Annotated in this window: 29 protein-coding genes and 1 tRNA gene; 25 read left to right on the top strand and 5 right to left on the bottom strand. The window is 65.3% G+C overall.

What is annotated here, in order from left to right:
• Both SSP08S_RS62080 and SSP08S_RS39720 read left to right on the top strand, forming a co-directional pair.
• Window positions 1-894, top strand: an 894-nt coding sequence (locus SSP08S_RS62080; RefSeq protein ID WP_158697272.1) for an ETEC_3214 domain-containing protein, incomplete at its 5' end; no start/stop codon positions are given.
• Window positions 895-1,460: 566 nt separating this feature from the next.
• Window positions 1,461-2,510, top strand: a complete 1,050-nt coding sequence (locus SSP08S_RS39720) for a beta family protein (RefSeq protein ID WP_019073220.1) — start codon at window positions 1,461-1,463, stop codon at window positions 2,508-2,510.
• Between the two features lie 190 nt (window positions 2,511-2,700).
• Here SSP08S_RS39720 and SSP08S_RS59965 read toward each other — a convergent pair whose 3' ends face one another.
• Both SSP08S_RS59965 and SSP08S_RS39710 read right to left on the bottom strand, forming a co-directional pair.
• Entirely contained in the window at window positions 2,701-3,066 is a 366-nt protein-coding gene (locus SSP08S_RS59965; RefSeq protein ID WP_245608047.1) for a type II toxin-antitoxin system death-on-curing family toxin, read from the bottom strand.
• Between the two features lie 24 nt (window positions 3,067-3,090).
• Window positions 3,091-3,288 carry a hypothetical protein gene (locus SSP08S_RS39710; RefSeq protein ID WP_019073218.1) on the bottom strand — a complete coding sequence of 66 codons (198 nt, stop codon included), beginning with the start codon at window positions 3,286-3,288 and terminating at the stop codon, window positions 3,091-3,093.
• An 805-nt stretch (window positions 3,289-4,093) separates the two neighbouring features.
• Here SSP08S_RS39710 and SSP08S_RS62075 point away from each other — a divergent pair.
• From SSP08S_RS62075 to SSP08S_RS39690, 5 genes are all read left to right on the top strand, one after another.
• Entirely contained in the window at window positions 4,094-5,395 is a 1,302-nt protein-coding gene (locus SSP08S_RS62075; protein ID WP_158697271.1) for a GNAT family N-acetyltransferase, read from the top strand.
• A gap of 388 nt (window positions 5,396-5,783) precedes the next feature.
• A complete protein-coding gene (locus tag SSP08S_RS62070; RefSeq protein WP_158697270.1) occupies window positions 5,784-6,656 on the top strand; it encodes a nucleotidyltransferase domain-containing protein in 873 nt (290 codons plus the stop codon).
• A gap of 17 nt (window positions 6,657-6,673) precedes the next feature.
• Window positions 6,674-7,567 carry an S-4TM family putative pore-forming effector gene (locus SSP08S_RS62065; protein ID WP_158697269.1) on the top strand — a complete coding sequence of 298 codons (894 nt, stop codon included), beginning with the start codon at window positions 6,674-6,676 and terminating at the stop codon, window positions 7,565-7,567.
• Window positions 7,568-7,956: 389 nt separating this feature from the next.
• Complete coding sequence (locus tag SSP08S_RS39695) at window positions 7,957-8,403, top strand: GntR family transcriptional regulator (RefSeq protein WP_019073215.1); 447 nt, start codon at window positions 7,957-7,959, stop codon at window positions 8,401-8,403.
• 11 nt (window positions 8,404-8,414) lie between these two features.
• Entirely contained in the window at window positions 8,415-8,984 is a 570-nt protein-coding gene (locus SSP08S_RS39690; RefSeq protein ID WP_019073214.1) for an HD domain-containing protein, read from the top strand.
• Here the strand turns inward: SSP08S_RS39690 and SSP08S_RS39685 are convergent.
• Together SSP08S_RS39685 and SSP08S_RS39680 are read right to left on the bottom strand one after the other, a co-directional pair.
• Complete coding sequence (locus SSP08S_RS39685) at window positions 8,972-9,445, bottom strand: NUDIX domain-containing protein (protein WP_019073213.1); 474 nt, start codon at window positions 9,443-9,445, stop codon at window positions 8,972-8,974. The two genes, SSP08S_RS39690 and SSP08S_RS39685, sit on opposite strands and share 13 nt — an antisense overlap.
• Entirely contained in the window at window positions 9,445-10,212 is a 768-nt protein-coding gene (locus SSP08S_RS39680) for a helix-turn-helix domain-containing protein (RefSeq protein WP_019073212.1), read from the bottom strand. Before SSP08S_RS39680 ends, SSP08S_RS39685 begins: the two co-directional genes overlap by 1 nt.
• 317 nt (window positions 10,213-10,529) lie before the next feature.
• Between SSP08S_RS39680 and SSP08S_RS39675 the strand changes: the two genes are divergently transcribed.
• The 17 genes from SSP08S_RS39675 (at window position 10,530) to SSP08S_RS56745 (ending at window position 22,175) form a co-directional block, all read left to right on the top strand.
• Window positions 10,530-10,832 (top strand): hypothetical protein, encoded by a 303-nt coding sequence (locus tag SSP08S_RS39675; RefSeq protein WP_019073211.1) that lies wholly within the window; start codon window positions 10,530-10,532, stop codon window positions 10,830-10,832.
• A complete protein-coding gene (locus SSP08S_RS39670; protein WP_019073210.1) occupies window positions 10,829-11,428 on the top strand; it encodes a hypothetical protein in 600 nt (199 codons plus the stop codon). The genes SSP08S_RS39675 and SSP08S_RS39670 overlap by 4 nt, the downstream gene beginning before the upstream one ends.
• Complete coding sequence (locus SSP08S_RS62060) at window positions 11,425-11,571, top strand: hypothetical protein (protein WP_019073209.1); 147 nt, start codon at window positions 11,425-11,427, stop codon at window positions 11,569-11,571. Before SSP08S_RS39670 ends, SSP08S_RS62060 begins: the two co-directional genes overlap by 4 nt.
• On the top strand, window positions 11,568-12,014 hold the full coding sequence (locus tag SSP08S_RS39660) for a Pycsar system effector family protein (RefSeq protein ID WP_019073208.1): 447 nt from the start codon (window positions 11,568-11,570) through the stop codon (window positions 12,012-12,014). Before SSP08S_RS62060 ends, SSP08S_RS39660 begins: the two co-directional genes overlap by 4 nt.
• Entirely contained in the window at window positions 12,011-12,670 is a 660-nt protein-coding gene (locus tag SSP08S_RS39655; RefSeq protein ID WP_026179239.1) for a GGDEF domain-containing protein, read from the top strand. Before SSP08S_RS39660 ends, SSP08S_RS39655 begins: the two co-directional genes overlap by 4 nt.
• Window positions 12,667-13,653, top strand: coding sequence for a DUF2637 domain-containing protein (locus tag SSP08S_RS39650; protein WP_019073206.1), 987 nt, complete (start codon window positions 12,667-12,669; stop codon window positions 13,651-13,653). Before SSP08S_RS39655 ends, SSP08S_RS39650 begins: the two co-directional genes overlap by 4 nt.
• Window positions 13,650-14,039, top strand: coding sequence for an RRQRL motif-containing zinc-binding protein (locus SSP08S_RS39645; RefSeq protein ID WP_019073205.1), 390 nt, complete (start codon window positions 13,650-13,652; stop codon window positions 14,037-14,039). The genes SSP08S_RS39650 and SSP08S_RS39645 overlap by 4 nt, the downstream gene beginning before the upstream one ends.
• Before the next feature lie 92 nt (window positions 14,040-14,131).
• Window positions 14,132-16,357, top strand: a complete 2,226-nt coding sequence (locus SSP08S_RS39640) for a cell division protein FtsK (RefSeq protein ID WP_019073204.1) — start codon at window positions 14,132-14,134, stop codon at window positions 16,355-16,357.
• 140 nt (window positions 16,358-16,497) lie between these two features.
• The gene (locus SSP08S_RS39635; RefSeq protein WP_019073203.1) at window positions 16,498-16,752 is read left to right on the top strand and encodes a hypothetical protein; all 255 of its coding nucleotides are present in this window, start codon (window positions 16,498-16,500) and stop codon (window positions 16,750-16,752) included.
• Between the two features lie 17 nt (window positions 16,753-16,769).
• On the top strand, window positions 16,770-16,955 hold the full coding sequence (locus tag SSP08S_RS39630; protein WP_019073202.1) for a hypothetical protein: 186 nt from the start codon (window positions 16,770-16,772) through the stop codon (window positions 16,953-16,955).
• A complete protein-coding gene (locus SSP08S_RS39625) occupies window positions 16,955-17,149 on the top strand; it encodes a hypothetical protein (RefSeq protein WP_019073201.1) in 195 nt (64 codons plus the stop codon). The genes SSP08S_RS39630 and SSP08S_RS39625 overlap by 1 nt, the downstream gene beginning before the upstream one ends.
• Window positions 17,150-17,161: 12 nt before the next feature.
• Window positions 17,162-17,764 (top strand): hypothetical protein, encoded by a 603-nt coding sequence (locus tag SSP08S_RS39620; RefSeq protein ID WP_019073200.1) that lies wholly within the window; start codon window positions 17,162-17,164, stop codon window positions 17,762-17,764.
• Window positions 17,761-18,393 (top strand): MazG-like family protein, encoded by a 633-nt coding sequence (locus SSP08S_RS60845; protein ID WP_019073199.1) that lies wholly within the window; start codon window positions 17,761-17,763, stop codon window positions 18,391-18,393. The genes SSP08S_RS39620 and SSP08S_RS60845 overlap by 4 nt, the downstream gene beginning before the upstream one ends.
• 89 nt (window positions 18,394-18,482) lie before the next feature.
• On the top strand, window positions 18,483-19,382 hold the full coding sequence (locus tag SSP08S_RS39605) for a bifunctional DNA primase/polymerase (protein ID WP_019073198.1): 900 nt from the start codon (window positions 18,483-18,485) through the stop codon (window positions 19,380-19,382).
• Window positions 19,379-20,536, top strand: coding sequence for an AAA family ATPase (locus SSP08S_RS39600; protein WP_019073197.1), 1,158 nt, complete (start codon window positions 19,379-19,381; stop codon window positions 20,534-20,536). The genes SSP08S_RS39605 and SSP08S_RS39600 overlap by 4 nt, the downstream gene beginning before the upstream one ends.
• Window positions 20,533-20,727: a helix-turn-helix transcriptional regulator gene (locus SSP08S_RS39595; protein ID WP_019073196.1), complete on the top strand. Its 195-nt coding sequence runs from the start codon at window positions 20,533-20,535 to the stop codon at window positions 20,725-20,727. The genes SSP08S_RS39600 and SSP08S_RS39595 overlap by 4 nt, the downstream gene beginning before the upstream one ends.
• Entirely contained in the window at window positions 20,724-22,175 is a 1,452-nt protein-coding gene (locus SSP08S_RS56745; RefSeq protein WP_019073195.1) for a tyrosine-type recombinase/integrase, read from the top strand. Before SSP08S_RS39595 ends, SSP08S_RS56745 begins: the two co-directional genes overlap by 4 nt.
• An 814-nt stretch (window positions 22,176-22,989) precedes the next feature.
• Here the strand turns inward: SSP08S_RS56745 and SSP08S_RS39585 are convergent.
• Window positions 22,990-23,061: transfer RNA gene (locus SSP08S_RS39585), tRNA-Arg, on the bottom strand.
• Between the two features lie 59 nt (window positions 23,062-23,120).
• Here SSP08S_RS39585 and SSP08S_RS39580 point away from each other — a divergent pair.
• Window positions 23,121-23,693: response regulator (locus SSP08S_RS39580; protein ID WP_439654588.1), on the top strand; the 573-nt coding region annotated here is incomplete at its 3' end.

The following is a 23,693-nucleotide window of genomic DNA, read 5'->3' as shown; positions in this document are numbered from 1 at the left end:
GGCGGGGCGGCGGGTGCCGGTGGTGTGGTGCCGGGTCAGCCCGGGGCGGCAGGAAATCACATGGCTGGCCGTTTTGAGGAGTGGACTAAGCGCAACGTAATCCTTACCGTGCTGACGTTTTCGGCGGTTCTGATTTCTTCGATCATTACATTGTTTGGATTTGTTGGAGATGCAATAGGCTGGTACGAATCTCGCTTTGAATGGAAAGATGCTGAGTATGAGAAGCTGACCTCTCTGCATGCGGGATATAGCTTCGCCGCATTCAGGGAGAAACTCGGAGCCCCGTTGTTTGTGCAGCCGGTAGTAGATAAGAAGGGGCTTACGGAGAACATTTTCAAGGGAAGGGGTTATTGGGTTGACGTCGTTACTGATAAAACGGGTACGGCTCTATCGTATGCAGTCACTTCCTGTAGTCGCGACTTCCAGCCGAAATTTTCGTTCATGATTGGTTCGTTTGATGCGAAGTCATCCGGCCGCTTAGACCTCACTCTCAATCGCGATTCCATGAGTGAGAGAGTTGTACGAGACTTCGGCGCGCTGAAAGTCTATGTGTCCGGGGCTACTGCGAATAGCTATGCGTTCCAGGTTATCCCGACCTCTAACCCAAGTAACTATAAAGCGTATGGGTGGGGGATGAATGACACATGTGATTGGCGTTCCAACCCCGCCACCAAGACAGGCGAGACCTATAATTCTTGGTTGGATTGGCAGGATGCCCACCCTGCGAGCAAGCGTTACTTGCAGATGGATAATCTGTCTACATCTTTACGTGGGCTAATGGCGAAATCGATCGTCAATACCTATATGGAGACGGCTCCCCATATTGAGGAATCGGATGTCTATCCCTGGCAAATCGGTGTTGACCGCATCTTCACTCGCACGGTAGGCGACTAGCGGATCACGTCTCCGTGAGCGGTTTGTTCATCGTGCGCCCCAAAGGCGAATCTTCGCGCGCTTCTCGCGATTGTGTGATGTGCTTGAGAGGGTGCCAAATTAAGTGCCGCCGCGGTTGATGATGCTGCAATACCTCGAATGTTGAACGGTTGGCGCTCCCGGAGACTCTGCCGCCTGGACGCTGATCTGGAGATCCTGGAATGAGACGCCGAGATCCTCTGCGTGTCAACGCCTACCGGGCCTGCCGGGCCTAGCCATTGGCCGGCGCAGCGGTCTGCCCGTGTGCACACGGTTTCGGAGGGCACGCCGTACCTGTCGCAGCTCGACTCCCTGAACTGCAAAAATGCCGCCGCCCGAGCCCGGGTGAGGAGCCATCGACGCGCCACTCACTTGGAGGCACTGCGGAGCCCTGGCACGGTGCGTGGCTCGCGTGACGTCCTTCGGCCCTCAACTTTGAGCCTCGTGGCGAGAACAGCGCTCTACCTGCCCTTGATTTGCCCGGTCACTCTGTCAAGAGCGGTGGGCACGACAACTGGCTGAGTGTGGGGAGCGCTTGGGGGTGGCTGGTGGCCTACGTTCCTATTCTGAAGGGCAAGGCGGGGGAGTTTCTGGCGCTTGGACACGTCACAGCGGAGGTACAGGCTCAGCTCCGCCCAGTGATGGAGATCGTGCCGGACTTTGAGCTTCGGGACTTGCTGGAGACCTTCTGCGACCACGCGATGGAGAACGTGCCAGACGGCATGGTCCTCACGGTTGACTGTGGCGCGTTGCCCCCAGTCCGCGTGCTCAGCGGCGACGCGGGCGGGCCCATGGTGCGGGTTGGGGAGTCTCTGGGGCTCCGCGGTGTTGCCATGTGCCCAGTCTTCAGGTGTTCTGATCCTGACGAAGTGTTGGCGGAAGTAGCAGCGGTGTCCGCCGGCCACCGGCAGGGCGCATGCCTGCGCGTATCTACGGCGGAGGGCCTCAGCGATTTGCTCCCCTCCGCAGACGCGATACGGGATCTGCTCCGAGCGGTACAGCTGACTCCGGAGGAAGTCGACTTGCTGTTTGATGCCGGTCCAGTGCACTCGGATCGGGCTCGGGAAGTCCTGGCCGAAGCGACCATTGAAGCCTTGAGGCGTCTCTCATCCTGGCCATGGAGGCGTCTCTGCGTGGCGGCTGGCGCCTTCCCGGTCAACCTGAAGGGATTCAGGCGGGGCGGAGCAACGCCTGTCGTCAGGGAGGACGCGCGGTTATGGCAGGCGGTTGCCGAGAAGTGGCCGGGGCAACAACCTGAATTCGGGGACTTCGGTGTGACGTACCCCCGCATCCTGCCCAAGAGCCGTGGGACCCCAGATCCCAACATGCGTTACACCACGGCGGCCGAGTGGCAGGTCTTCGTATATCCGCGTGTCAGGCCGGGCAACGATGACTTCTTCACTCTCAGCCAGGACTTGGTCAACTCGCCCTACTGGCCCGTCACCGGAGCCGCTACGTCGTGGGGGGACGCTCGCCTTCAGGAATGCGCTCAGCGGAGGCGACTGAAGGCGGGCGGGGGCACCGAGTGGCGCGCCTGGGCAACCTCGCATCATCTAGCCGTCGTAACGTCTCAGCTGGCGACGACTGGGCATCCGTAGAGCCTCAGTCGCGGAGTGGTGGCAAGGCCACCATCGAAGCGGTAGTTCGTCCACAAAGGCTCCGGAGTGATTGCGCTGATCACGCCACAAAGCTGTTCTGACCTGCGGCGTAGCCAGGCAGGTGGGTTGTAACGGCACTCAGTGTGTCGGAGGTGTGTCGAGGCTTGGCTGAGGTGGCTTGGCTCCTTGGCTAAGCAACGAATGCCTTCAAGCGGTTAGCGATCTCCGGGTTCGACAACTGAGACTGGGCCACTGCCAACACAAACTCCTCAGCCGCGTCCTCGTCCAGAGGTTCCATCAGCGGATGTCCGTTGATGTCTAGGAAGACGACAGCTGATGCCCACCCAGCGCGCTTGTTCCCGTCTACCAGGCTGTGATTGCTGGAGACGGAGTGCAGCAGAGCTGCAGCCTTTTCGAAGAGCGTTGGGTAGGCATCTTCGCCGAACACACTAGTCTGAGGGCGAGCGACGGCGCTTTGCAGTAGCCCCCAGTCGCGCACACCAACACGGCCACCAAGAGCGATTTCCGCGATCTGGATGACGTCGTTGGCGTCCAGGTACTCGGTTATGGTGAGAGTTCCTTACTTGGTGGCAAGGCGCTTGTTCAGGCCTGCGGAGATACGGGCAGTCCTGATGGCGGCAGCGGTCACCTTGCGCCGGTGGACCTCAGCCAAGACGGCGTCGTGCGCCAGAGCCTTCATGCTGACATCCTCCTTTGCTGCCTGGTCGCGGAGCGTGGCCATCTCGTCGTCAGTGAAAGTGACGTTCAGTGCCGGCATGGTCAACTCCAATCTGGTACCTGTTCTGGTACCAAAGTAGCACTGTCGTCAAGTCCTCAGTCTCGCACCGCTACAGATGATCAGTTTTCCGGCTAACGTGCAGGTCAGAGGCTTGTTTTCCATGAAGTGCTGAGCTTGGTAAGCCTGCGTGGGCAGTGTCAGGCGCGTGGCCGAAGTCGCTGACACGCCCGCAGATAGACGCTCCGTGGGTGGCGGCCGCGGTGCCTCGCCGTGCGCGCACTGCCGGCCGGAGCGCAGGCAGCGGACCTACTGACGTGCTACCTGTGAGTACGACTCCAGAGCATGATCAGAGTTCGGCTTGTGAATCGGCCCTGACTAGCAGATCTCTTGATCCTGGGAAGCGTGTGGTGCCCCTCTGTATCGCAGATAGTGCGAAGTGGAAGTCGCCTCCGGCTCCTGTGCCCATTGAGAGGTCGGCTTCGCCGACGGCTGCAACACCCTGGGGTGTTGCAGCCCGTCTGTAACCGGACAGCCCGGACAGCGGCCCTCTGAGCTGTCCGGGCTGTTTGTGCAGGTGAGGGACTTAGCCGGACAGCCGGACAGCCCGGACACCTCCCGCGCGTGGGTGCCAGCACCGGAGCGATTGCGCTGATCAAGCCCTTTGCTCCCTCTGAACTGGGAGGGAACATGGTCCGGGGCATGGCGCCGACGGTCTGCCGGAGGTATGTCTGCACGACGGCCAGTCGGATGGCACGGACACTTCCAGATCCGTGCTCTTCCCGAGGCTTGCAGGGGCAGGAATGATCGGCTTGACCGATCCGGCTAGAGCCATGGAGTAGAACGCATGACCGAGCGGACCATCCACCTTGTCGCTGATGCGAGTAGTCGGGACACCCGAAAGTTCCGGGTCCGGGCATCACGCTGGTTCGCCAACGTCCAGCTTGACCGAGATGGTTACTTTGATACCGAATCCTTACAAGGCCGCGAACCAAGCCTGCCCGCAGACTACATCGAGGCGGTCGACAGAGCGCGCTATGCGGCAATGGACCGAATTCGATATGAAGGTAATCGAGGCGCCTTTCACTTCGGGAATGGCCCGCGCTGGGTCGATCTGTGTGCTCGGTTTCGAGACGTCGAGGCTACGGTCAAAGCACTACGCACTGCTGAGCTTGAATACAACTATAGCGGACTACACGCGCTCGCCGACCGTCTTGCACTGCCCGTCGATGAATGGCTCGCTCCTGGTGAGCGAGAGCTGATCCGCGGAGTCGACTTCGATTCACCCCCCGGAGTCTTTCTGAAGTTCCTGCGAGCTAAGGCGACAAAGTCCGGCCTGCGCCTCAATGGTCGGGCCACAGCTGGCAGTGTGTGGGTTCGACCTACATTGCCAGCGGCCCAGAAGGAGATTCGGGAGATGTTCCCCGAGCAATATCCGGGGTGGGTGGACCGTTGGACCGGGTACGTCGAGTCGGATGATGAGCCCTTCCGGCCTTGGGTGGGCGGCAGCGGCGAGGAACTCAGCCGCGGCGCTATACCAGTCCAATTCCAGCGGTTGGAGATCGCGAGCAGCCACGAGTGCCCTTGCGGCATGCGCCTTCGGGATACGGGGGATGACGACAACGTCCACCGCGTGCATCATGCGGCTTGGGCTTTAGGCGTTCGGGTACCGAAGGGGCTTGACTGGTTGGGTGACCTGGCAATTGTCACAACGCAGTCCCCCATTTCGTGGCGAAAGTTGGCCTACCAAGTGGCACGCATGCCGCAGAGGGAGGATAATTATGACTTCCCGTCCTGGTCCCACGTAGGTGAGCCTGAAGCGAGTACGGATAATTATCGCGCATATTTGTTGAAGGCGGACGAGCGCATCATCGGCTACGTGGCCGCCCATGACAGTAACGAGCATCGCCGATGGGATCTCATCGACGGGTCGCCGTACGGGGATGAGGACGTCACAGTGCGTCCTCGAATCATCCTGATTTGGGTGGCAGGCACCTATCGACACCGTGGCGTTGGTGCCACGCTCGTACAGGCGCTCGCCACTGATTTTGGATGCCAGGTTGCGGATGTGTCCTGGTCGACTCCTGTAAGCGTCGCGGGGCGGCGCCTTGCTCGCCGGCTCTCACCCGATGGCATCTGGGTCAGCTGAGCGGCATTACAACACTCTGGAGCAATTGTGCCGATCACTCCGGATGGCTCTTTGACCTGCGGTGAACTTCGGCGGATGGCGTCAGCGGTACAGGCAGTGTCAGAGGCGTGTAGTGCGCCCGCCGGCGTTGGTCTGCGGGCAAGGTTCGGAATGGGCCGTGGGTTGCGGCGCGGCAACCAACTGACCTGCTACACCGCGCTGTGAGCCGCAGCACGAGCCTTCGCCAGTTGCGTCACAACTGCCCCGCGAGTCCGCCGGCCCGCCGTCCGAACTGCACGATCGCCCAGGCTGTGAGGCTACGACTCCGATGCGGCACCAATCTGACGCTCAGCCAGTATGGTTTACCTCGGCATCAATATGCGACCCGAGGTGGAACTGAAGTCTCTACATGAACGCACAAGTAGGCGCAGCTTTTAGTCGATTCTATGAAATCATTACACCCTCTCAGCGGCAAGTGGAGCGGGCGCTTGTGTATGCAGGAGCGATTTCGGATGATGTCAGGAATGCGGCGCGAGAGGTGGCGCCGTACTCGCTCACCCGTCATTGGCTAATTGGTTCCTATGCCAGGGGGACTGCGATTCGTAAATATAGCGACCTTGACTTCATGTTTGAGTTTCATGGCGCTACGAACATTGAAAGAGTAGGGTCGCGACCGCTTTTGACTGCAATAAAAGACTGCCTGGACCGGTCTGCTGGCACGGCTGTTCGGGTTTCTGAAATGCAAGAGGTTGTGCAAATTGAGTATCGTGATGGAATTCATCTAGACATTCTGCCTGCCGTAAGGTGCGACTCGCAAGGTTATTTGATCCCGGATGGCAGAAATGGATGGCAGCCTACAAACCCTGTCATTCAGGAGTATTACTTCAAGAGGCAAGATGACGCGTCTCGGATCCAGCTTCCAGAGTTCACGAGAGGCATGAAGTATTGGAATGCTGCACACGGGGGTTTGCTCCACTCCTATCACCTTGAATCGATGGTGGCGCAACTCGCTCCGCAGTTGAATGAAAATTATGCTGTCGCTTCGTTCGAGACCTTTGAGGAGATTTCGAGAACCGTATCCATTTCGGACCCCGCGGGTTGTCAGGGAGAGCTTTCTGTATATCTTTCGACCTCGCAACGGAATGCAATTTCAGCCCTTTGTCGGACGGCTGCTTCGGGGGCATTTTCGGCTTTGAAGGCTCAAGTCAAGGGGGACCAGGATGCCGCAGTAAGTACTTGGGCTTCTGTGTATGGCCCTCTATTTCCGAGTAAAGTTTCGTAACACTAGGAGGCGGGAAATTGATTAATGATCGACAAAATGACGAGCGTGGCATACTGCTGAATAAAGCCGCTAATGCGGCTCATCGCGCCGCCCAAAAGATGGAGTGGTTGAGGTATACGCCATCTCTCGCCTTTGCTGTAACGGCGGCAGTTTTTGCCTGCCTGCAAAAGACCAGCCAGCTATTGATCATTGCCGGGTTCTTATGGGCTGTGATTTCTAGCCTATGGCTTTCTATCCTTGCAAAGTCGAGATGTGGCGAGGCTGCGAAATTGCAGGAGCATTTCGACGCCTATGTATTCGAAATGGAGTGGGCGGAAAGAGGTGAGAGGGTGGATCCGGAAAGAATTCGAGAGTTGGCATCCAAGTATAAAGGTGACGTTGGTAAGCTTCGGAACTACTATGCCGACGTTTCTGGATTTCCTTCGCCGGTTGCAGTTCTGTTGTGTCAGAGGTCAAATGTAACTTGGGATATGCGGTTGCGGGAGCGCTGGAAGAATCTCGTCACCATTTTCCTGATCTCTTGGCTGTCGCTCGGGATTGCGCTCGGACTGCTGAGTAACCTGAGCACGATGAATCTATTGCTGAGATGGTATGTGCCGTCTCTTGCGGTTATATCGCTCGCGTGGGAAATTATTCACTCTCAACGGCAAACCATAGCGGACAGGGCGGCTGTGAAAGCGCACGTAATGTCCGAGCTTGAGTGGGCGAGGTTTCAGCCCTCTGTACGGCAGCAAGAAAAAATGACCAAGTCTTGTCGAAAAATTCAGGACGAGATCTTGGTGGTGCGTAGCAAAGCCACCAGAGTGCCGAAATTTCTGTACGATCATTATCGCGATACTGATGACTCTCACATGAAGGCTGCTATTGAGGATATGAGGAAAGAGTTCACGAACCCTCAGTCTTCCCCGTAAGGGGTCACGCTGTTTCGAGTGGTCGGCTAACCTCCATGGCCGATTCGAGGTCGAGTGTGCCGAAATATAGTTGGGCCTGCAATGCTATTCATTGCCTTTGGGATCGAGGGGCGTCTATCCGTTCCTCCTGTGGCAGGTCAGAACTCGCCTCCGACTCCTTCTCGCATGGAGGAGTCGGCTCCGTCGAGGGCTGGAACATCCCCGGGTGTTCTAGCCGTCTGTGACTGGACAGCCCGGACACCCTTACGTTGAGCTGTCCGGACCTTTTGCGCAGGTGAGGGCCCTAACCGGACAGCCGGACACATGGGACACTGCTGTTCGTCGATGCGTTGCGGGTCCCGGTGGCACTCTTGACAGCGGGCAATGGGCAGAGTGTGAGAGGAGTCGAAGTGCCGGAGGCCAGTCCGCGCGGGACCTACTTGGTCATCGCGGAGGCGCTGAGAAGCGAGATCGAAACCAGGAAGGGGAGCGGCCACCTGCCGTCTGAAGCTGAGTTCATGGACGTGCACGGCGTCTCCCGAAACACGATCCGTCGTGCTCTCAAAGTTCTCGAAAGCGACGGTGTCGTTGAGTCTGTGCCCGGCATTGGATGGCGCGTCGTTCGGGGTGGCGATCGTCGGTCTCTCGCGGAACGGATGACCGATGTGATCATGGAGGACTCGCTGTCGGTGGGCGACACGTACCCGTCCGAGGCGAAACTGTGCGAGCGGTTCGGGGCGTCCCGTACCGCGGTGCGACGTGTCCTAGCCCAAATGGAGGGGCACGGCCTGCTTGCCACAGTTCACGGCAAGGGGCGGACAGTACGTGCTCTCCCGGCTCCCGTGGTTCGGCCGTAGCCTTAGCGGCCATGGGACTGACTAAGTGGGCGTACACGCTCTCCGAATCGTTGCTCTCCGAACCGCTCCCGCGTCGGTGGGAGCACTCGCTAGGGGTCGCCAAGCGCGCTCGCTCCTTGAGCCCGATCCTGGGGGAGGACGCGGAGCTACTGGAAGCCGCGGCCGTGCTGCATGACATCGGCTACTCGCCGGCCATTGCTGTCACCGGCTTCCATCCCTTGGACGGCGCGCGGTTCCTCAGGGATCAGGAAGGTGCGGACGAACGGGTTGTTCGTCTCGTGGCTCATCATTCCTGTGCCTTGCTGGAAGCGGAGGAACGCGGACTCCGTCAGGAACTTGAGGGCGAGTTCGACCTAGAGCGTCCCGACTTGGTAGACGCCTTGCTGTACTGCGACATGACGACGACGCCGGACGGGACGCAGACGACGTCGGCTGAGCGGCTGGACGAGATCGTGCAGCGATACGGTTCGGAGACGATCGTCGGGCGGTTCATCCAGCGTGCGGCCCCCGAGATCCACGCAGCGTCGAAGCGCGTCGCGGACCGGATGGCCGAAGTCTCTGGTAATGGTCAGCCGATGTAGGGCTCTCGACGCGTGTCATCGAGGCCGTGCTGAATGCGCAGCATCATCGAAGGATGGATGTCCAGTCCGTCAAGGTCCGCCGGTTCGATCCAGCGGACCTCTTTCGACTCGCTACTTGTGCGCAGCGAACCGCCGACCGGATGGGCCCGGAAGCAGAGGGAGAACTGTTGCCGGACCTCGCCGTCGTCGTACGCCAACACGTGCTGAGGGTCGGTGTAGAGCCCCACGATGTCGTCGACCTCAACGTCGATGCCGGTCTCTTCCCGGACCTCGCGAACGACCGTGTCGGCGATGCGTTCCCCGATGTCGTGGCCACCACCGGGCAGGGCCCAAAGGTCGTTGTCCGTCTTGTGGATCAGCAACAGGCGTCCGGCATCGTCCCGGACCACCGCCGTCACCGAGGGGACCACTGAGTTGGCCTTTGGGGCGTTCGGGTCGCGGAAGTAGTCGATCCGGCTCATCAGCGCGTGCCTTCCCAATCGGCGGGTGAGGAGATCGGACGGGCCGACTCCCACACCTTCTCAACACTCTCAGCGTAGGCGTCGAAGAGTTCACCGCCCGGGACTCGTTGCAGGTGGAGCACGGGGGCCATGTAGGCACCGACCCCGTACAGGTGGCCGTTCGCCAGCATCTCGTCATCGGCCCGGTAGATCGAGTTGTAGAGAGTGGTGCCGTGCAAGCGGAACTCGACACCGGGCAGGCCGAAGAGCGGGCCGTAGTTGACGAGGGCGTTTCGAATCTTGCCCGCCATCGCAGCGCCGATCCCTTCGTCTTCGCCGCGCATGGCAACGGCCGGCGACGTGGGCTCTCCCAGCATGAAGCGGATGGGCACTCCGTCGGCCGACTTCTCTTTCACGATGCGGTGGAACGATGCGTCTTCCGTGAGCCAGAACCCGGAGTACACCAGCAGGTCAAACTGACGGGTCGCCTTGGAGTAGAGGTTCGTCCAGAGGGTTTGCATCACGACGGAGCGGTGTGGATAGAGCCTGACCAACTCCGCGTTGCCGGCGGCAGCGACCTCGGCTGACGTGCGTTCGTCCGGCCACAGGTACGACACCTCGCACCTCAACAGCGATGCGGTTGCGAACTGGAATCGGCGATATGGCTTGCGCTCAGGTTCGTTGATCCATCGCTCGACGGTCTTGGCCGCGACCCCGAGTCGTTCGGCGACCTCATCGAGCGTCAGGCCCAAGTCCACTATCGCGCCGCGTAGTCGCTCGTTCGCCATGCCAACCTCCGACTTCCTGGGACGACTTGGTTCGACTTCACGGTAGCTAAGAACGACCTGAGCCGCGCAACCGCGAAGTCGAACGTCGTCGCTGCCGACGCCAGTCTGTAGGTACATCGAGCGCGAGGGACTCGCAGACCTCCAACAGCCGAAGGGCTTGACGGGGCGAACTTCCCTCTGCAAGATGAGGTACATGTCATACATGTTCTCCATTGGGAGGGCGTGTGTTCCGACGCACATGTGCCGGGTGGCGGGACTCCCCAGCAAGGTCGCCCGCCACCCGGCATCTCCCTTCCACCGACCTACAGGAGACATCCGTGAGCAGTTCGAAGTTGCGCACCTTCGTGGCAGGCCATGAGGCTCTGACCGCGCACGAATTCGCGGAACTGGCGCTCGGTACCCCGGTTGAGCTGTGGCTCGGGGTCGACGGCGAGAGCGAGGAAGAGCGCGCGGCCCGTGAGGACGCGGCGCGCGACATCCTCGCCGACAACCCGAACCTTCCCGACTGCCTGGTCCGTATGGCCGCGCAGCTCATCGAGGAGAACCCGGACCTGTTCGACGTCGTCACCTTGGTCCGCCCCGCCCGCCGTCGCATGGCGCGCAAGGGGGTCGCGGCATGACCACCATGAATCCCGCCCCCGAGACACTGACTGACCACACCGGTAAGCCCCGTGCGTTCCTGAACATGCCGCTGACCTACGGGCAGGCCCGGTTGGGCATGGCCTTTCACGAGGCTGGGCACGCCGTGCTGTCCATGGCCTACGGCATGCACGTCATCACCTCCGAGGGCATCGCGTGGGAGCCGGAGCCCGGCCAGTGGGCCGTGACCGGCAACACCGCGCATCAGACGCAGGACACCCCGCCGTGGCACTACGCCGCACAGTGCGCGGCCGGCGAACTCGCCCACGTCACCTACCTGTTGACCTACAGCCTGTGGACCCCGGAGCGCGCTGCCGCGTGTGCCGCCGCCCATGACCGTGAGCTGGCCATCGACGTCCTGCGCCAGTTCGGCTACCGCCTCGGTCGCACCTGCGTCCCGCAGGGCGGCAAGTCCTGGGGGATGGTGCAGGGCATGGCCCGCCGCAAGGTCGGCCACCTGTGGCGCGAGATCCGCACCGTGGCGCACGCCATGGACGAACGGACCGTGCTGACCGGCGACGAGATCGCCGCCCTGACCGGCTTGGTCAACCCGCGCTTCCAGGGAGGTGCGGCATGAGCGACGGCCTTAACTTCAACGACCGCATGTTCCTGGAAAGCGAGGCGGTCTACCAGCGGATTCTTGACAACCAGGTCACCGACGTAGAAGCCGAACTGATGGATGCCAAGCTGCGGGCCACGGCGGACGGCGAGACGTCATGAGGGCCCCGGAACAGCACCTCGCCGCCGCGCATGCGGAGGTGAAGGGGGAGATCGCGCGGACCGACACCAAGACCGGTCTGCTGCTCGCGTTCGTCGGTGCCGTCCTCGCCGGGGCGTGGACCGTCGCGAAGGACGTCCCCCTGAGCGTGCCCGCGGACATCGCGGGAGGCCTCGGGATGGGCCTGTTGGTCGCGGCGGCCGGTCTGCTGCTGCGGTCGGTGCGCCCCAACCTGCGCGGCCGGCACGGCTTCCCGCTGTGGGCGACGCTCACCGCCGAGGAGATCACCGCCACCCTTTCCGGCGATCTCAGCGCGGACATCGCGGGACTGTCCCGCATCGCTCTTGCCAAGTTCACCATCCTGCGCCGCGCGGTCGACCTGACCTGCACCGGCGGCGCTCTGCTCGTCCTCGCCGCCCTGCTCGCCCTCGGAGGTGCCGCATGAGTGCATTGCTGACTGCCGCTGCGGCTGGTGTGCCGATGGCGGCCGGATGGTCGCTGCACGCGCTGCGTCTGCACCGCCGTGTCGAGGCCGCGCGCCGTGACCCGCTGACCGGGTTGTGGACGCGGGATGCGTTCACCGAACGCGCGGAACACCGCATCCTGGCCCGGTTCCGTCCGGTCGGGGTCTACCTGGTCGACCTCAACAGGTTCAAGGAGATCAACGACACCCACGGGCACGCTGCGGGGGACGCGGTCATCCGCGCCACCGGCGAACGGCTCGCGGCGTGGGCCGATTACTGCTCTGCGGTGGTGGGTCGGCTGGGCGGGGACGAGTTCGCCGCGATCGCGTGGGTCTACAGCGACGACCACCTCAGCGAGACCCTCCACCTGCTCTCCGAGGCGCTGGAACAGCCGGTGGAGACGGCCGGTCACACCCTGGACGTGAGTGCGTCCATCGGCGCCGTCCGCGCCCACCCGCGCAGCGAGCAGGTGGAATTGTCCGAGCTGCTGAGGCTCGCGGATGAGCAGATGTACCGGGCGAAGCGCAGTGAGGCGCCGTGGTCGAACGCGCTCAGCCTGGAGAAGGAGTGCAAGACGGTCAACGGCCGTCGCGCCGGCCGCGCCGGTACGCACGGCGGGACGGAGGCCACGTCATGACCACCACCCCGCCGCTCGCCCCCGAAGCCCCGCCGTCCGGGGTGCCGCCGCTGACGAAGCCGGAGATGGGGCTTGCCGGTGTCGGTGCGTTCGGCGCGGCCGGTGTCGGCGCGCTCGGTCTGATCTCTTCCTTCGATGCGGTGTCGGCTGCCGCGGCGAGTTGGGGGTTTTCCGCTCCGTGGATGCTGCCGGTCGGTATCGACGTGTCCATCCCGGTGTTCACCGTCGCCAACCTCCTCCTGATCCGGATGGACATGGCGCTCGCGTGGGTGCGGTTCGTGCCCTGGGTGCTCACTTTGATCACGTGCGGGCTGAACATCGCGGCCGGACACTCGCTGTCGGCGAAGGTCGCGCACGGCACGATGCCGCTGCTGTGGGTGGTGTTCTCCGAGATCGGCGCGCACGTCTACGCCGTGCGGATCGGCGCTGCCACCGGCCGCCGGATGGAGAAGATCCGCTTCTCCCGTTGGCTGTTGGCGTTCCCGTCCACGTTCGCGCTGTGGCGCAGGATGACGCTGTGGGAGATCACCTCCTACAGCGAGGCGCTGGCGCGGGAGAAGGAACGGCAGTTGGCCCGCGCGGACCTGCGCGAGCAGCACGGCCCCAAGTGGCGGACCAAGACCCCGCGGCGCGAACGCGTGATGCTGCGCATGGGAGAACTGGCCCCCGCCACCGAAGAAACCACCACAGTGCCGCCCCCGGCAGTGCCGCCGGAGCCTGAGGCCGGTCCCAAGCCTCGCCCGCGCCGGCAGACCCCCGCCAAAGGCAAGGCCAAGGCACAGCGCACCTTCGAGGAACTGCTGAGTGAGGCGCGCACCGTCACCGCGCAGTGGTTGGACAGGGAGTTGACCGCGGACCGCATCCGCACAGCGGTGCGCGTCTCGCAGGCCAACGCCCGCGCGCTGCGCGACGCGTTGAAGGCCGAACGCGCTGAGGGCCGCCCGCTGCACTCCGTCGAAGGCACTGAGGCGGTGGCGGCATGACGTCCCTGACGTTCGCCAAGTGCTACGACCCCACCGGCGCCCGCTACGGCGTGCCCACGTTCCCGTGGCGTCTGGCCCCGGACGGCTACGCGACTCGCCGTCAGCTCCGTGCCAGCGGACTGCGCCCCGGCGGACAGCCCGTCGCCGCACAGGTGATGCGCCGTCACCGCGGCCGCAAGTCCGGTGCTCAGGTCGCCTACCTCTACCGCGTCGACTGCGCGAAGCCGGTACGGCCGATGACGTCGCGCAAGTGGGGCGCGCTCGCCCTGGCGATGCTCGCCCGCCGTACCTGCCCCCAGTGCCGTGTGACCTACAGCTACTGCCTCCCGACCTCGCTCGGGATGTGCATCCTCTGCGCCTACCCCGAGGAACAGCGCGCCGCCTGACCATCCCCGCACCACCATCCGGCGGGGTCCGTCCGCCCACCTCCTACAGCGACGGACCGACCCCGCCTTTCCTCCCCTTGGAAGGACTGTCAGTGAATCACCCCGACGACGAGAACGAACTCTTCAACCGACTCGAAGCAGAACTCAACACCGACCCCGCCGCCGACTCCGGGGGCGAGGTAGTCGACCTCGACAAGGCACGGTCGGCCCGTACCGAGTCGGCCGACCCGACCACCCGACCCGACACCGACCCGGAGCCCGGTCGATCGGGTGCCGAGTCGGGCGATCCGACCGTGCGCGTGATGGTCGACGTCCCGACCGCCAAGGCGGCCGGTCCGGGCTACCTGGGTCGCCTGCTCGCCGCGCAGCGCCGTCCGGTCGTTCCGCCGTGGCTTCAGTCCGTGGCAGAACTGCGGACCGCGTCCGCGTGGGTGGCTCGGCACTACGCGCACTCGGTCGGCTATCACGCGCTGCGCTCCCCGGTCTACGCCGCACGCCTCACCCTGCAAGCCCCGTCCGGCGCTGCGAAGTTCGTGGGCGGCACCGTGCGGTGGATGGCCGACCGCGAGGGCGAACCGGTCCGCCTCGCCGCGGTCCGCCGCGAGGACGCAGCCGAGTACCTGAAGCTCTCGCGGCAGCGCGACGGACGCGTCCGCCTGCGCACCCTCGTCACCGTGCTCGCCATGTTCATCGGGCTCGGCTCCGCGCTCGCCATGTACGTCCTCGCCCCCGACTGGCTTCAGGCCGTGTCAGTGAGCGCGGTCGTGATCGCGCTCGGGTTCGCCGGCGGCAAGGCGGACGACCCGGTCATCCACCGCGCGGTGGAACTGCCCACCGCGGTCAAACTCACGTCGGACATCGTGCTGCGCGCGCTCGGCTCGCTCGGCATCCCCGCCATCAACCAGGCACAGGGCAAGGGCCGTGACGGATTCGAGTTCACCGCCCCCATCACCCGTGACGGCCCCGGCTGGCGTGCGGAGGGCAACCTCCCCTACGGCGTCACCGTCACGGACGTCATCGAGCGCCGCGACCGTCTCGCGTCCGGTCTGCGCCGCCCGCTGGGGTGCGTGTGGCCGGAGGCGGTGCCGAACGAGCACACCGGGCACCTGGTGCTGTGGGTCGGCGATCAGGACATGTCGACCTCGAAGAAGCCCAAGTGGCCGCTGCTGACGAGCGGCAGCGTGAACCTGTTCAAGCCCGTCGCCTACGGCACTGACCAGCGCGGACGCTGGGTCGACGTCACGTTGATGTACATCGCGGGCATCATCGGCGCCATCCCACGCATGGGCAAAACCTTCCTCCTCCGCCTCCTGCTCCTGATCGCCGCGCTGGACCCGCGGGCGGAACTGCACACCTACGACATGAAGGGCACCGGCGACCTGGACCCGGTCGGTAACGCCGTCTCCCACCGCCACGCCGCGGGCGATGACGACGAGTCGATCCTGTACTGCCTCAACGACTTCCGGGCGCTGCGTGAGGAACTGCGCCGGCGTACCAAGGTGATCCGCTCGCTGCCGCGGGACATCTGCCCGGAGTCGAAGGTGACCAGCGAACTCGCCGACAAGCGCTCGCTGGGTCTGCACCCCATCGTGATCGGGGTGGATGAATGCCAGGTTCTCTTCGAGCACCCCAAGCACAAGGACGAGTTCGAGGAGATCGCCACCGACCTGGTCAAGCGCGGACCGGCCACCGGGATCGTGCTGTTGCTGGCCACGCAGCGCCCCGACGCGAAGGCACTGCCCACCGGCATCAGCGCGAACGCGTCGGCACGGTGGTGCCTGAAGGTCATGGGCCAGCTGGAGAACGACATGGTCCTCGGCACGTCGTCCTACAAGCGGGGCGTGCGGGCGACCATGTTCAGCTGGGGTGACAAGGGCATTCACTACTTCATCGGTGAAGGCTCCGACGCCCGCATCGTCGGCTCCGTGTACGTGGACGGGCCCGGCGCGGACAGCATCGCCGCCCGCGCCCGCACCGCACGCGAGGCGGCCGGACTCCTGACCGGGCACGCGCTCGGGGAAGAGCCAGAGGTTGTGGCGAGCGCGTACGACCTGCTGCGCGACATCCTCGCCGTCGTTGCGGCCGACGAGCCCAAGGTGTGGTCCGAGACCGTCGTCGCCCGCCTCGCCGACCTGCGCCCCGAGGTCTACGACGGCTGGGACCCCGACGCGCTCGCCGCGGCACTGAAGCCGCACGGCATCGCCACCATCCAGGTGGGCCGCCGGGTGAACGGCAAGGTCGTCAACCGGCGCGGTGTCGACCGCTCCCACATCGTCACGGCGATTGCTGAGCGTGACGGAAACCGGGACGCGGGCTGACCCTTTGGGGCCGCTAGCGCTAGCGGCACACCCCGCTAACGTTAGCGGCCCCGCTAGCGCCCCACACCCGATCTGATCAGGCCGCTAGCGGATAGCGGCCCACCTGCGGAAACCCCTGAAAACCGCCCGGAGGGCCCCTCATGACCTTCGCCCTGCTCGCTATCACACTCCTCATCGGCGTCACGCTGTGTTACGTCGCTGTGTGTGCTGCCTCGCCGTTCGGCAACTGCCGCAAGTGCTCCGGCATGGGCCACGCGCTCAAGACCAACCGCAGGGGACAGCTCAAGCGCGGCAAGGACTGCCGCCGCTGCCACGCCACCGGCAAGCGCATACGCATCGGCCGCTGGCTCTACAACCGCTGGGCCCGCATCTACCGCGCCGGCACCGCCGACTGAACCCCGGGAGAGCACTCATGACGCACACCCCCGAGCACCGCCTGCCGCCCGTCATCGTCTGCCACGACGAGACGAGCGACTTCCTGTCCGCCGACCTCCAGGACCTGTTCCGCACCGATCCGGTCAGCCTCACCGACCTGCACCGCGCACTGGCCGACATGCGCGCCCGCATCGCCAACCTCGCCCGCCCGGAGGACTCCTGATGGTCCTGAGCATCTCCGCCGTGCTGCTGTTCGGCGCCGCCTCCGCCCTCGCCGTCAAGACCAGGTCCGCCGGCGCCGGCGCGGCCATCGTGCTGTTCCTGTTCGGGTTCTTCGTCGCCGGGACCGGCGCGTACGAGCCCATCCACAACCTCGTGCAGGCGTCCGCCGACGCCCTGTCCGCGCTCGGCAACTGAACGGAGGATCTCGTGAACGAGCCCATCGTCGCCCGTCACTGGCTGGCTATCGTGGCGCCCAAGGCCGCGCCCGCCATCGCCACCACCACCGTGCTCGCGCTCGCTCGGATCTGGAACGCCAACGGCGCCGAACACTCCGTGGGCAACGCCGCGTTGATGACCGTGCTGTCCGCCGGGGCCGCCGCCGCGGGCGTGGCCGCGGGCAGCCACACCGGAGACAGCACCCTCGTGGGGACCGCGTTCGCCGCCTCCGGCGCGCTCGCCTTCGCGGGCGTGGCCGGATACGCCGACGGGCTCCCGCTGCCCCTGCTGCTGTGGTCCCTGGCCACCGCCGGCGCCTACGCCCTCGCCGCCCGCTACTGGCGCACCGACCGCCGCGACACCGTCGCGTACCAGCGGCACATGAGCGACCGGCGCGAGGAGTACGCCCACATCGAACGCGTCGAAACCCTCCACGCCACCACACAGATCGAAGTGGCCCGCACCGGCGCGGCCTACGCCGAACAGCTCGCCGCCGCGCTCGTCACCCGCGCCACCCTGCCCGGCTTCGACCCCACCGCCCTGGAACGCGCAGGCCTGCCCCAACTCCCCACCGCTGAAAGGAAGTCCGCATGAGCGCCGCCCTGTGGCCGGTCACCGCCCGCATCGTCACCGCCCTGAACACCGCTAACGGCACCGGTGAGCACGAGACCGCGATGCGGCTGATGAAGGTGGTTGAGGAGGCCGGCGAGGCGTCGGCCGCGTACATCGGCATGACCGGCCAGAACCCCCGCAAGGGCGTCACCCACACCCGCGCCGATGTGGCCGACGAACTGTGCGACGTCATCATCGCCGCCACCGTCGCCCTGCACGCGTTCACCACCACCCCGCCCGCCGTCCTGGACGCCAAGCTGCACGCCGCCGCGCGGCGCCTGCATGAGGTCGAGGTGGAGCCGACAGCGTGGCCGACACCGGAAGACGCCTACGCCACCGCTCCCACCATCGTCTGTGAGATCGCCTGGACGGCCGCGGTCGCCCGGACGGTCGCAAAAAACCGGTCTGGCGATGCCGCGGACCGTGACTTCTGGCTCCGCAAAGCGGCCGTCCTGGACCGCATCGCACTCCAGGGAACGACCGGCGACGACACGGGCGAAGTCGCGACCCATGCGGCTCAGCGCCTGATGGACATGGACGACGCGTCCGTCATCTGCGACCCGCGCCACTACGTCCGCCAGCAGTACGCCCACTGGGCCAAGCACCAGTAGCAATGCCGCGGCGGCGGGACTCCCCAGCAAGGTCGCCCGCCGCCGCGGTTCTCCCTGTCCATCCGAAGACAGAACAGGAACCCCCAAGCATGCCGCACACGGACGGCTCTGCCCAGCTCGCCTCAGCGCTCGACGCAGCGTCACGAGGCTGGCACGTCTTCCCCCTGATCCCCGGCGACAAGCGCCCCGCGCTCTCCGACTGGGAGCCTCGCGCCACCACCGATCGGGATCGCATCACCGTCGCGTGGTGCGTCGGCGCCTTCAACCTCGGCATCGCCACCGGCCCTTCCAACCTGGTCGTCATCGACCTGGACCGGCCCAAGCACGCAGACGACATCCCGCCGGCGCACTGGGCCGAACACGGTGTCACCGACGGCGCCGACGTCCTCGCCCTGCTCTGCGAACGCCACGGTCAGCCCTTCCCCGCCGACACGTACACCGTCCGCACCTGGAGCGGCGGCACCCACCTCTACTTCACCGCCCCCGAGGGCGAGATCCTGCGCAACACCGCCGGAGACAGCGCACGAGGGCTCGGCTGGAAGGTCGACACCCGCGCCGCCGGCGGACTCGTCGTCGGCGCCGGCAGCACCTTCAACGGCCGCCCCTACAAGGTCACCTGCAACGGCCCCGCGGCACCCCTGCCGGGCTGGCTCGCCGAACTACTGCGCCCGGCCCCGCTGCCCCCGCAACAGCCGATCCGGGTTGCCCTCGCCGGCCGCGGACGGCGCACCGCGTTCCTCAACGCCGCGGTCAACGGGGAAGTGGAGCGCGTCGTGACCTCCGGCGAGGATCAGCACAACAACGCCCTCTACATTGCCTCCGTCGCCCTCGGACAGCTCGTTGCCGGGGGAGAACTGAGCGAAGTCGACGTGACCGGCTGGCTGTTGACTGCCGCACTCCAGGTAGGGCAGGGCGAGCGCGAGGCGCGCCGCACGATCGCCTCCGGGCTCAGGGCCGGCGCCCGGCGCCCCCGGACGGTCGCGGCATGAGCGCCAACCCGATCCCGCCCCTGCACCTGTACTCCGTCCCCAGCGACCCCCAACCCCCCACCCTGCCGCCGCCGAAGCGGGAACGCCCGCGGACCGCGTGGACGGCCGATCAGCTCATGGCCGCGGACTTCCCCGACCCGAAATGGGCCGTGCCCGGCATCCTCGCCGAAGGGGTCAGCCTGCTCGCCGGACCGCCCAAGGTCGGCAAGTCCTGGCTCTCCCTCGGACTCGCCCTCGCGGTCGCCGCCGGAGCCCAGGCCTTCGACTCCGTGCCGGTCGACGGCGGACCGGTCCTCTACCTCGCCCTGGAAGACACCCCGCGCCGTCTCCAGACCCGCATGGGCAAGCTATTGGGAGGACAGCAGGCGCCCGCCGGGCTCACCCTCGTGACCGAGTGCCCGCCCTTCCCCGCAGGCGGTACCGAGGCCATCGCGCAGTGGCTGGACCGCAACCCGGACGCCCGCCTGGTCGTCATCGACGTGTTCGCCAAGATGCGAGGCCAAGCCCCACAAGGGGTGTCCGCGTACGACGCCGATTACGTCTCCGTCGGCTACGCGAAGCGGCTCGCAGACCACTACGGCATCGCCGTGGTCTTGGTCCACCACGTCCGTAAGGCAGGCTCGGACGACTTCCTGACGGAGGTCTCTGGGACCAACGGCATCGCGGGCGCCGCTGACGCCACGCTCGTACTCAAGCGGGCCCGCGGGCAGGCGGACGGCATCCTGCATGTCACCGGCCGCGACGTGGACGAAGCCGAGTACGCACTCAGCTTCCAACCCGCCTCCGGAGCCTGGCACTTGCTGGACGGCCCCGTCACCGACCACACCGTCGGCGACACCCGCGCCGCGATCCTGCGGTACGTCCGCGCCCACCCCGGCGCCAAGCCCAAGGACATGGCGGGCGAACTACCGCACGTCGACATGGACACCATCCGCCGGACGTGCTCGCGCATGGCCGAAGCCGGACAGCTCACCAAGGACGCTGGCGGCCGGTACTACCCGGACACCGAGACCCGGACACAGAGCGCCCAAGAGGTGTCCGCACTGTCCGACTGTCCGGTTACCCCATCTGACCAGCACGAACAACCCGGACAGTCGGAATTGGAGCTGTCCGGGCTGTCCGGGTCGACCGAAGCCGAAGGGACGGCCGTATGAGCGCCCGCGCGCTGGACGAGAAGTTGACCGTCGCGGAGGTCATCACCGATCTGAAGGTGGCTCCGTCGACGTTCTACCGGTGGCGCCAACTCGGGAAGGGCCCACGGTCGATCAAGCTGCCGAACGGTGACGTACGAATCCGCCGATCCGAATACGAGCGGTGGCTTTCGGAGCGGGAGGATGCCGCGTGAGCACGACCGATGACGCCTCGCCTCTCCGCCCCCACGGGGAGGCGAGGCCGGGGTACTCCCTCGACGTCCGGCTGTGGAAAGTCACGAAGGTGGACCGTAAGGCGCGGCCGTACCAACTCAGGTGGGTCGTAGGCGGGAAGGTGAGCAGCGCGACGTTCGCCACGTCGGCACTCGCCGAAAACCGGCGCTCGGAGTTGCGGCAGGCCATGCGCCGGGGCGAGGCGTTCGAGATCGTAAGCGGGCAGCCTGAGTCCGAAGTTCGCGCGGCGGAAGCGGCGGCTGAGGCCAAGCCGTCGTTGCGGTGGTTCGAGTTCTGCCGGAAGTACATCGCCGGGCGGTGGCGCATGAGCGCTGCCAAGACCCGTGAGGGCATGGCGGACGGTCTCGCGGCTGTGGCGCTGGCCATGGTCAGGCGGAACGAGAACACCCCGGAGGACAAGGCCCTGCGGTTGGCGTTCCGGTGGGCGATCGTCCCCGCGAACTTGGGGCAGGAGCCGCCGGCCGAACTGAAGGCCGCGTACGAGTGGCTGACGAAGGAGGATCGGCCGGTTGCCGACCTGGTCGACGCGGAGGTGTTCGAGGACGTGCTGTACCGCCTCAGCTATCGACTGGACGGCACCCCGGCGGGAGGGGAGACGCACAAGCGGCGGCGCCGGGCCCTGAACACCGCCCTCGAACACGCGGTGGCCATCAAGGAACTCCCGGAGAACCCTCTCCAGGGCGCCCACAAGAAGCGCATGGGCTCCGGCGCGGTGGTGGACCGACGCGTCCTCGTGAACGCCGTACAAGGGCGCCAGTTGCTCACCGCGGTCTCCTACGTCGGTTCGTGGGACCGCAACCGCGGGCGGCGCCTCGCGGCCTTCTACGCGGTCCTGTACTACGCGGGCCTCAGGCCCGCTGAGGCGGTCGGGATGAGGCTCTCCGACTGCCACCTGCCAGACGCGGGTTGGGGCACGCTCACGCTGCGGGAGACGCGTCCCGTCTCCGGCAAGCAGTGGACCGATTCGGGGGAGCGGCACGACCGCCGGGGGCTGAAGGCGCGCGAGGCGGACACGGACCGCCCAGTCCCCATCCCGCCCGTTCTCGTCGCGATCCTGCGGGCCCACCTGAAGGAGTTCGGGACCGCAAAGGAAGGGCGGGTATTCGGCAACGAGCGCGGGGGAGTCGTCGGTTCGTCAACGTACTGGCGCGTGTGGGAGGAGGCGCGACTGTTCGCTCTTCCGCCGGAGCGCGTCGACTCGCCGTTGGCCGGACGCCCGTACGACCTGAGGCACGCGTGCATCACACGCTGGCTGAACGCAGGTGTCCCGATTGCTGAGGTAGCCCGGCGCGTCGGCAACTCCCCAGAAGTGATCCACCGCCGTTACCACGGCTGTATCGACGGGCACGAGGAAGCAGCCAACGCGAAAATCACGAAAGCCCTGGAGGAGGACGGTGACGCGGTGTAAAGGAGAACACTGGTCGGAGTAATGGAGCATCCGCAGTGTGCTGAACTTGTGAAGAACCTTCCGCTCGAAGTTCAGTGATTGCCTCAACTCGGCTTGACCTGGCGGGACTTCAGTGAGGATCCTTGTTCTTGCTTCACCGACTTTTCCCCTTCGGCTCCGTCGGACTCTGTGCGGGGTGCGGCGGACGCCCTGAAAGGCAGGGCGGCGGGAGGAGAAGGAGGAAGCTGTGGTGAGGTCTGACGTGAGTAAGCCACGCAGGCAGTGGACCGGCCCGGAAAGGTGGTCGGTGGGACTGGCTGCGATTGGAGTACTCGTGGCAATCATCGCCACCGTGGGGCAGTTCGCTCACTAGAGTCCCCACGCATGAGACGGTCGCGGCCGAAGGCGCACACGCAGTGAGCCCGGTCTCAGGCAAGGCGACCGGGCTCGTGGGACTGCGCGGAGGGCCCGGCTTTGACAGAAGCTGGGCCCTTCGTTGTCGCTGGTCCTGCCAACAGAGTTTGCACTGAGGCACCCCATCCCGACAAGAAGAAGATTACCTGCTTTAAGCCGGATCGGGAATCGATCTTGTGTCGTCTTCGGAGGGCGATCCGCCGGGGTAGCAGGGTTGCCCACGGTCAAGAGGGAGAAGCCCCTTGGGCTGGCGGAGGCGCACTCTGGATGGGTGTATTGGAGGTGTACCACCTGTATCGCAGATAGTGCGCGAACAGTGAGAGACAACGAGAAAGAGCGGGAGTCAGTGAGACTGACTCCCGCTCTTTCATGTCGGCATCCGCGCAGGTCAGAGCATGATTCTTGCTGGCTGACTGGCGAGTGCCCCCGGCAGGATTCGAACCTGCGCACACGGCTCCGGAGGCCGTTGCTCTATCCCCTGAGCTACGGGGGCGTGTCCGTCGCGGTGTTCGCGGCGACGGGTAGAACCCTACCAGCTCCATACCGGTGTTCATGAACGGGTTTCCCGGTGGTCAGAGAGGTCGGGGGAGAGGTGGTCCGGGACGTGTCCCGGGTCCCTCGCAGGGGGTGGAAGTGGGGAAAACCCGGACGCGGTGGCCGGTCCGGACCTACTCTCGAGTTGTGCCAGGCGCGTCGGGTCGGGTGCTTGTTGTGGACGACAACAAGGTCATCCGGCAGTTGATCAGGGTCAATCTCGAGCTGGAGGGTCTCGAGGTCGTGACCGCGGCCGATGGTGCCGAGTGTCTGGACGTCATTCATCAGGTACGGCCCGATGTGGTCACCCTCGACGTCGTCATGCCCCGGCTGGACGGACTGCGTACCGCCGCTCGGCTGCGCAGCGACCCCCGTACCCGCGATCTGCCCCTCGCCATCGTCAGCGCCTGCACTCAGCACGAGGTCGAGAGCGGGCTCGACGTCGGCGTCGACGCGTTTCTCGCCAAGCCCTTCGAACCGTCCGAACTCATCGCGCTCGTACGGCAGTTGATCGAGCGCGGGCGGCGTGACGCGGCTGATGGGTTGTCCATCGGCGGCCCCTTCGGCGCGGGTGAGGCCGAGCGGGCCGGT

Source organism: Streptomyces hokutonensis (genome assembly GCF_000376565.1).
Classification (GTDB): domain Bacteria; phylum Actinomycetota; class Actinomycetes; order Streptomycetales; family Streptomycetaceae; genus Streptomyces; species Streptomyces hokutonensis.
This window is presented reverse-complemented; position numbering and strand designations above follow the sequence as displayed.

Bases quoted from the DNA above. Each gene is read 5' to 3' on its own strand.
- SSP08S_RS39630 (WP_019073202.1), top strand. From the start codon at position 16,770: ATGACGCACACCCCCGAGCACCGCCTGCCGCCCGTCATCGTCTGCCAC.
- SSP08S_RS39680 (WP_019073212.1), bottom strand. From the start codon at position 10,212: ATGGCGAACGAGCGACTACGCGGCGCGATAGTGGACTTGGGCCTGACG.
- SSP08S_RS39655 (WP_026179239.1), top strand. From the start codon at position 12,011: ATGAGTGCATTGCTGACTGCCGCTGCGGCTGGTGTGCCGATGGCGGCC.
- SSP08S_RS39690 (WP_019073214.1), top strand. From the start codon at position 8,415: ATGGGACTGACTAAGTGGGCGTACACGCTCTCCGAATCGTTGCTCTCC.
- SSP08S_RS39635 (WP_019073203.1), top strand. From the start codon at position 16,498: ATGACCTTCGCCCTGCTCGCTATCACACTCCTCATCGGCGTCACGCTG.
- SSP08S_RS62060 (WP_019073209.1), top strand. From the start codon at position 11,425: ATGAGCGACGGCCTTAACTTCAACGACCGCATGTTCCTGGAAAGCGAG.
- SSP08S_RS60845 (WP_019073199.1), top strand. From the start codon at position 17,761: ATGAGCGCCGCCCTGTGGCCGGTCACCGCCCGCATCGTCACCGCCCTG.
- SSP08S_RS39710 (WP_019073218.1), bottom strand. From the start codon at position 3,288: ATGCCGGCACTGAACGTCACTTTCACTGACGACGAGATGGCCACGCTC.
- SSP08S_RS39650 (WP_019073206.1), top strand. From the start codon at position 12,667: ATGACCACCACCCCGCCGCTCGCCCCCGAAGCCCCGCCGTCCGGGGTG.
- SSP08S_RS39595 (WP_019073196.1), top strand. From the start codon at position 20,533: ATGAGCGCCCGCGCGCTGGACGAGAAGTTGACCGTCGCGGAGGTCATC.
- SSP08S_RS39645 (WP_019073205.1), top strand. From the start codon at position 13,650: ATGACGTCCCTGACGTTCGCCAAGTGCTACGACCCCACCGGCGCCCGC.
- SSP08S_RS39605 (WP_019073198.1), top strand. From the start codon at position 18,483: ATGCCGCACACGGACGGCTCTGCCCAGCTCGCCTCAGCGCTCGACGCA.
- SSP08S_RS39670 (WP_019073210.1), top strand. From the start codon at position 10,829: ATGACCACCATGAATCCCGCCCCCGAGACACTGACTGACCACACCGGT.
- SSP08S_RS39625 (WP_019073201.1), top strand. From the start codon at position 16,955: ATGGTCCTGAGCATCTCCGCCGTGCTGCTGTTCGGCGCCGCCTCCGCC.
- SSP08S_RS39685 (WP_019073213.1), bottom strand. From the start codon at position 9,445: ATGAGCCGGATCGACTACTTCCGCGACCCGAACGCCCCAAAGGCCAAC.
- SSP08S_RS39600 (WP_019073197.1), top strand. From the start codon at position 19,379: ATGAGCGCCAACCCGATCCCGCCCCTGCACCTGTACTCCGTCCCCAGC.
- SSP08S_RS39660 (WP_019073208.1), top strand. From the start codon at position 11,568: ATGAGGGCCCCGGAACAGCACCTCGCCGCCGCGCATGCGGAGGTGAAG.
- SSP08S_RS62070 (WP_158697270.1), top strand. From the start codon at position 5,784: ATGAACGCACAAGTAGGCGCAGCTTTTAGTCGATTCTATGAAATCATT.
- SSP08S_RS62075 (WP_158697271.1), top strand. From the start codon at position 4,094: ATGACCGAGCGGACCATCCACCTTGTCGCTGATGCGAGTAGTCGGGAC.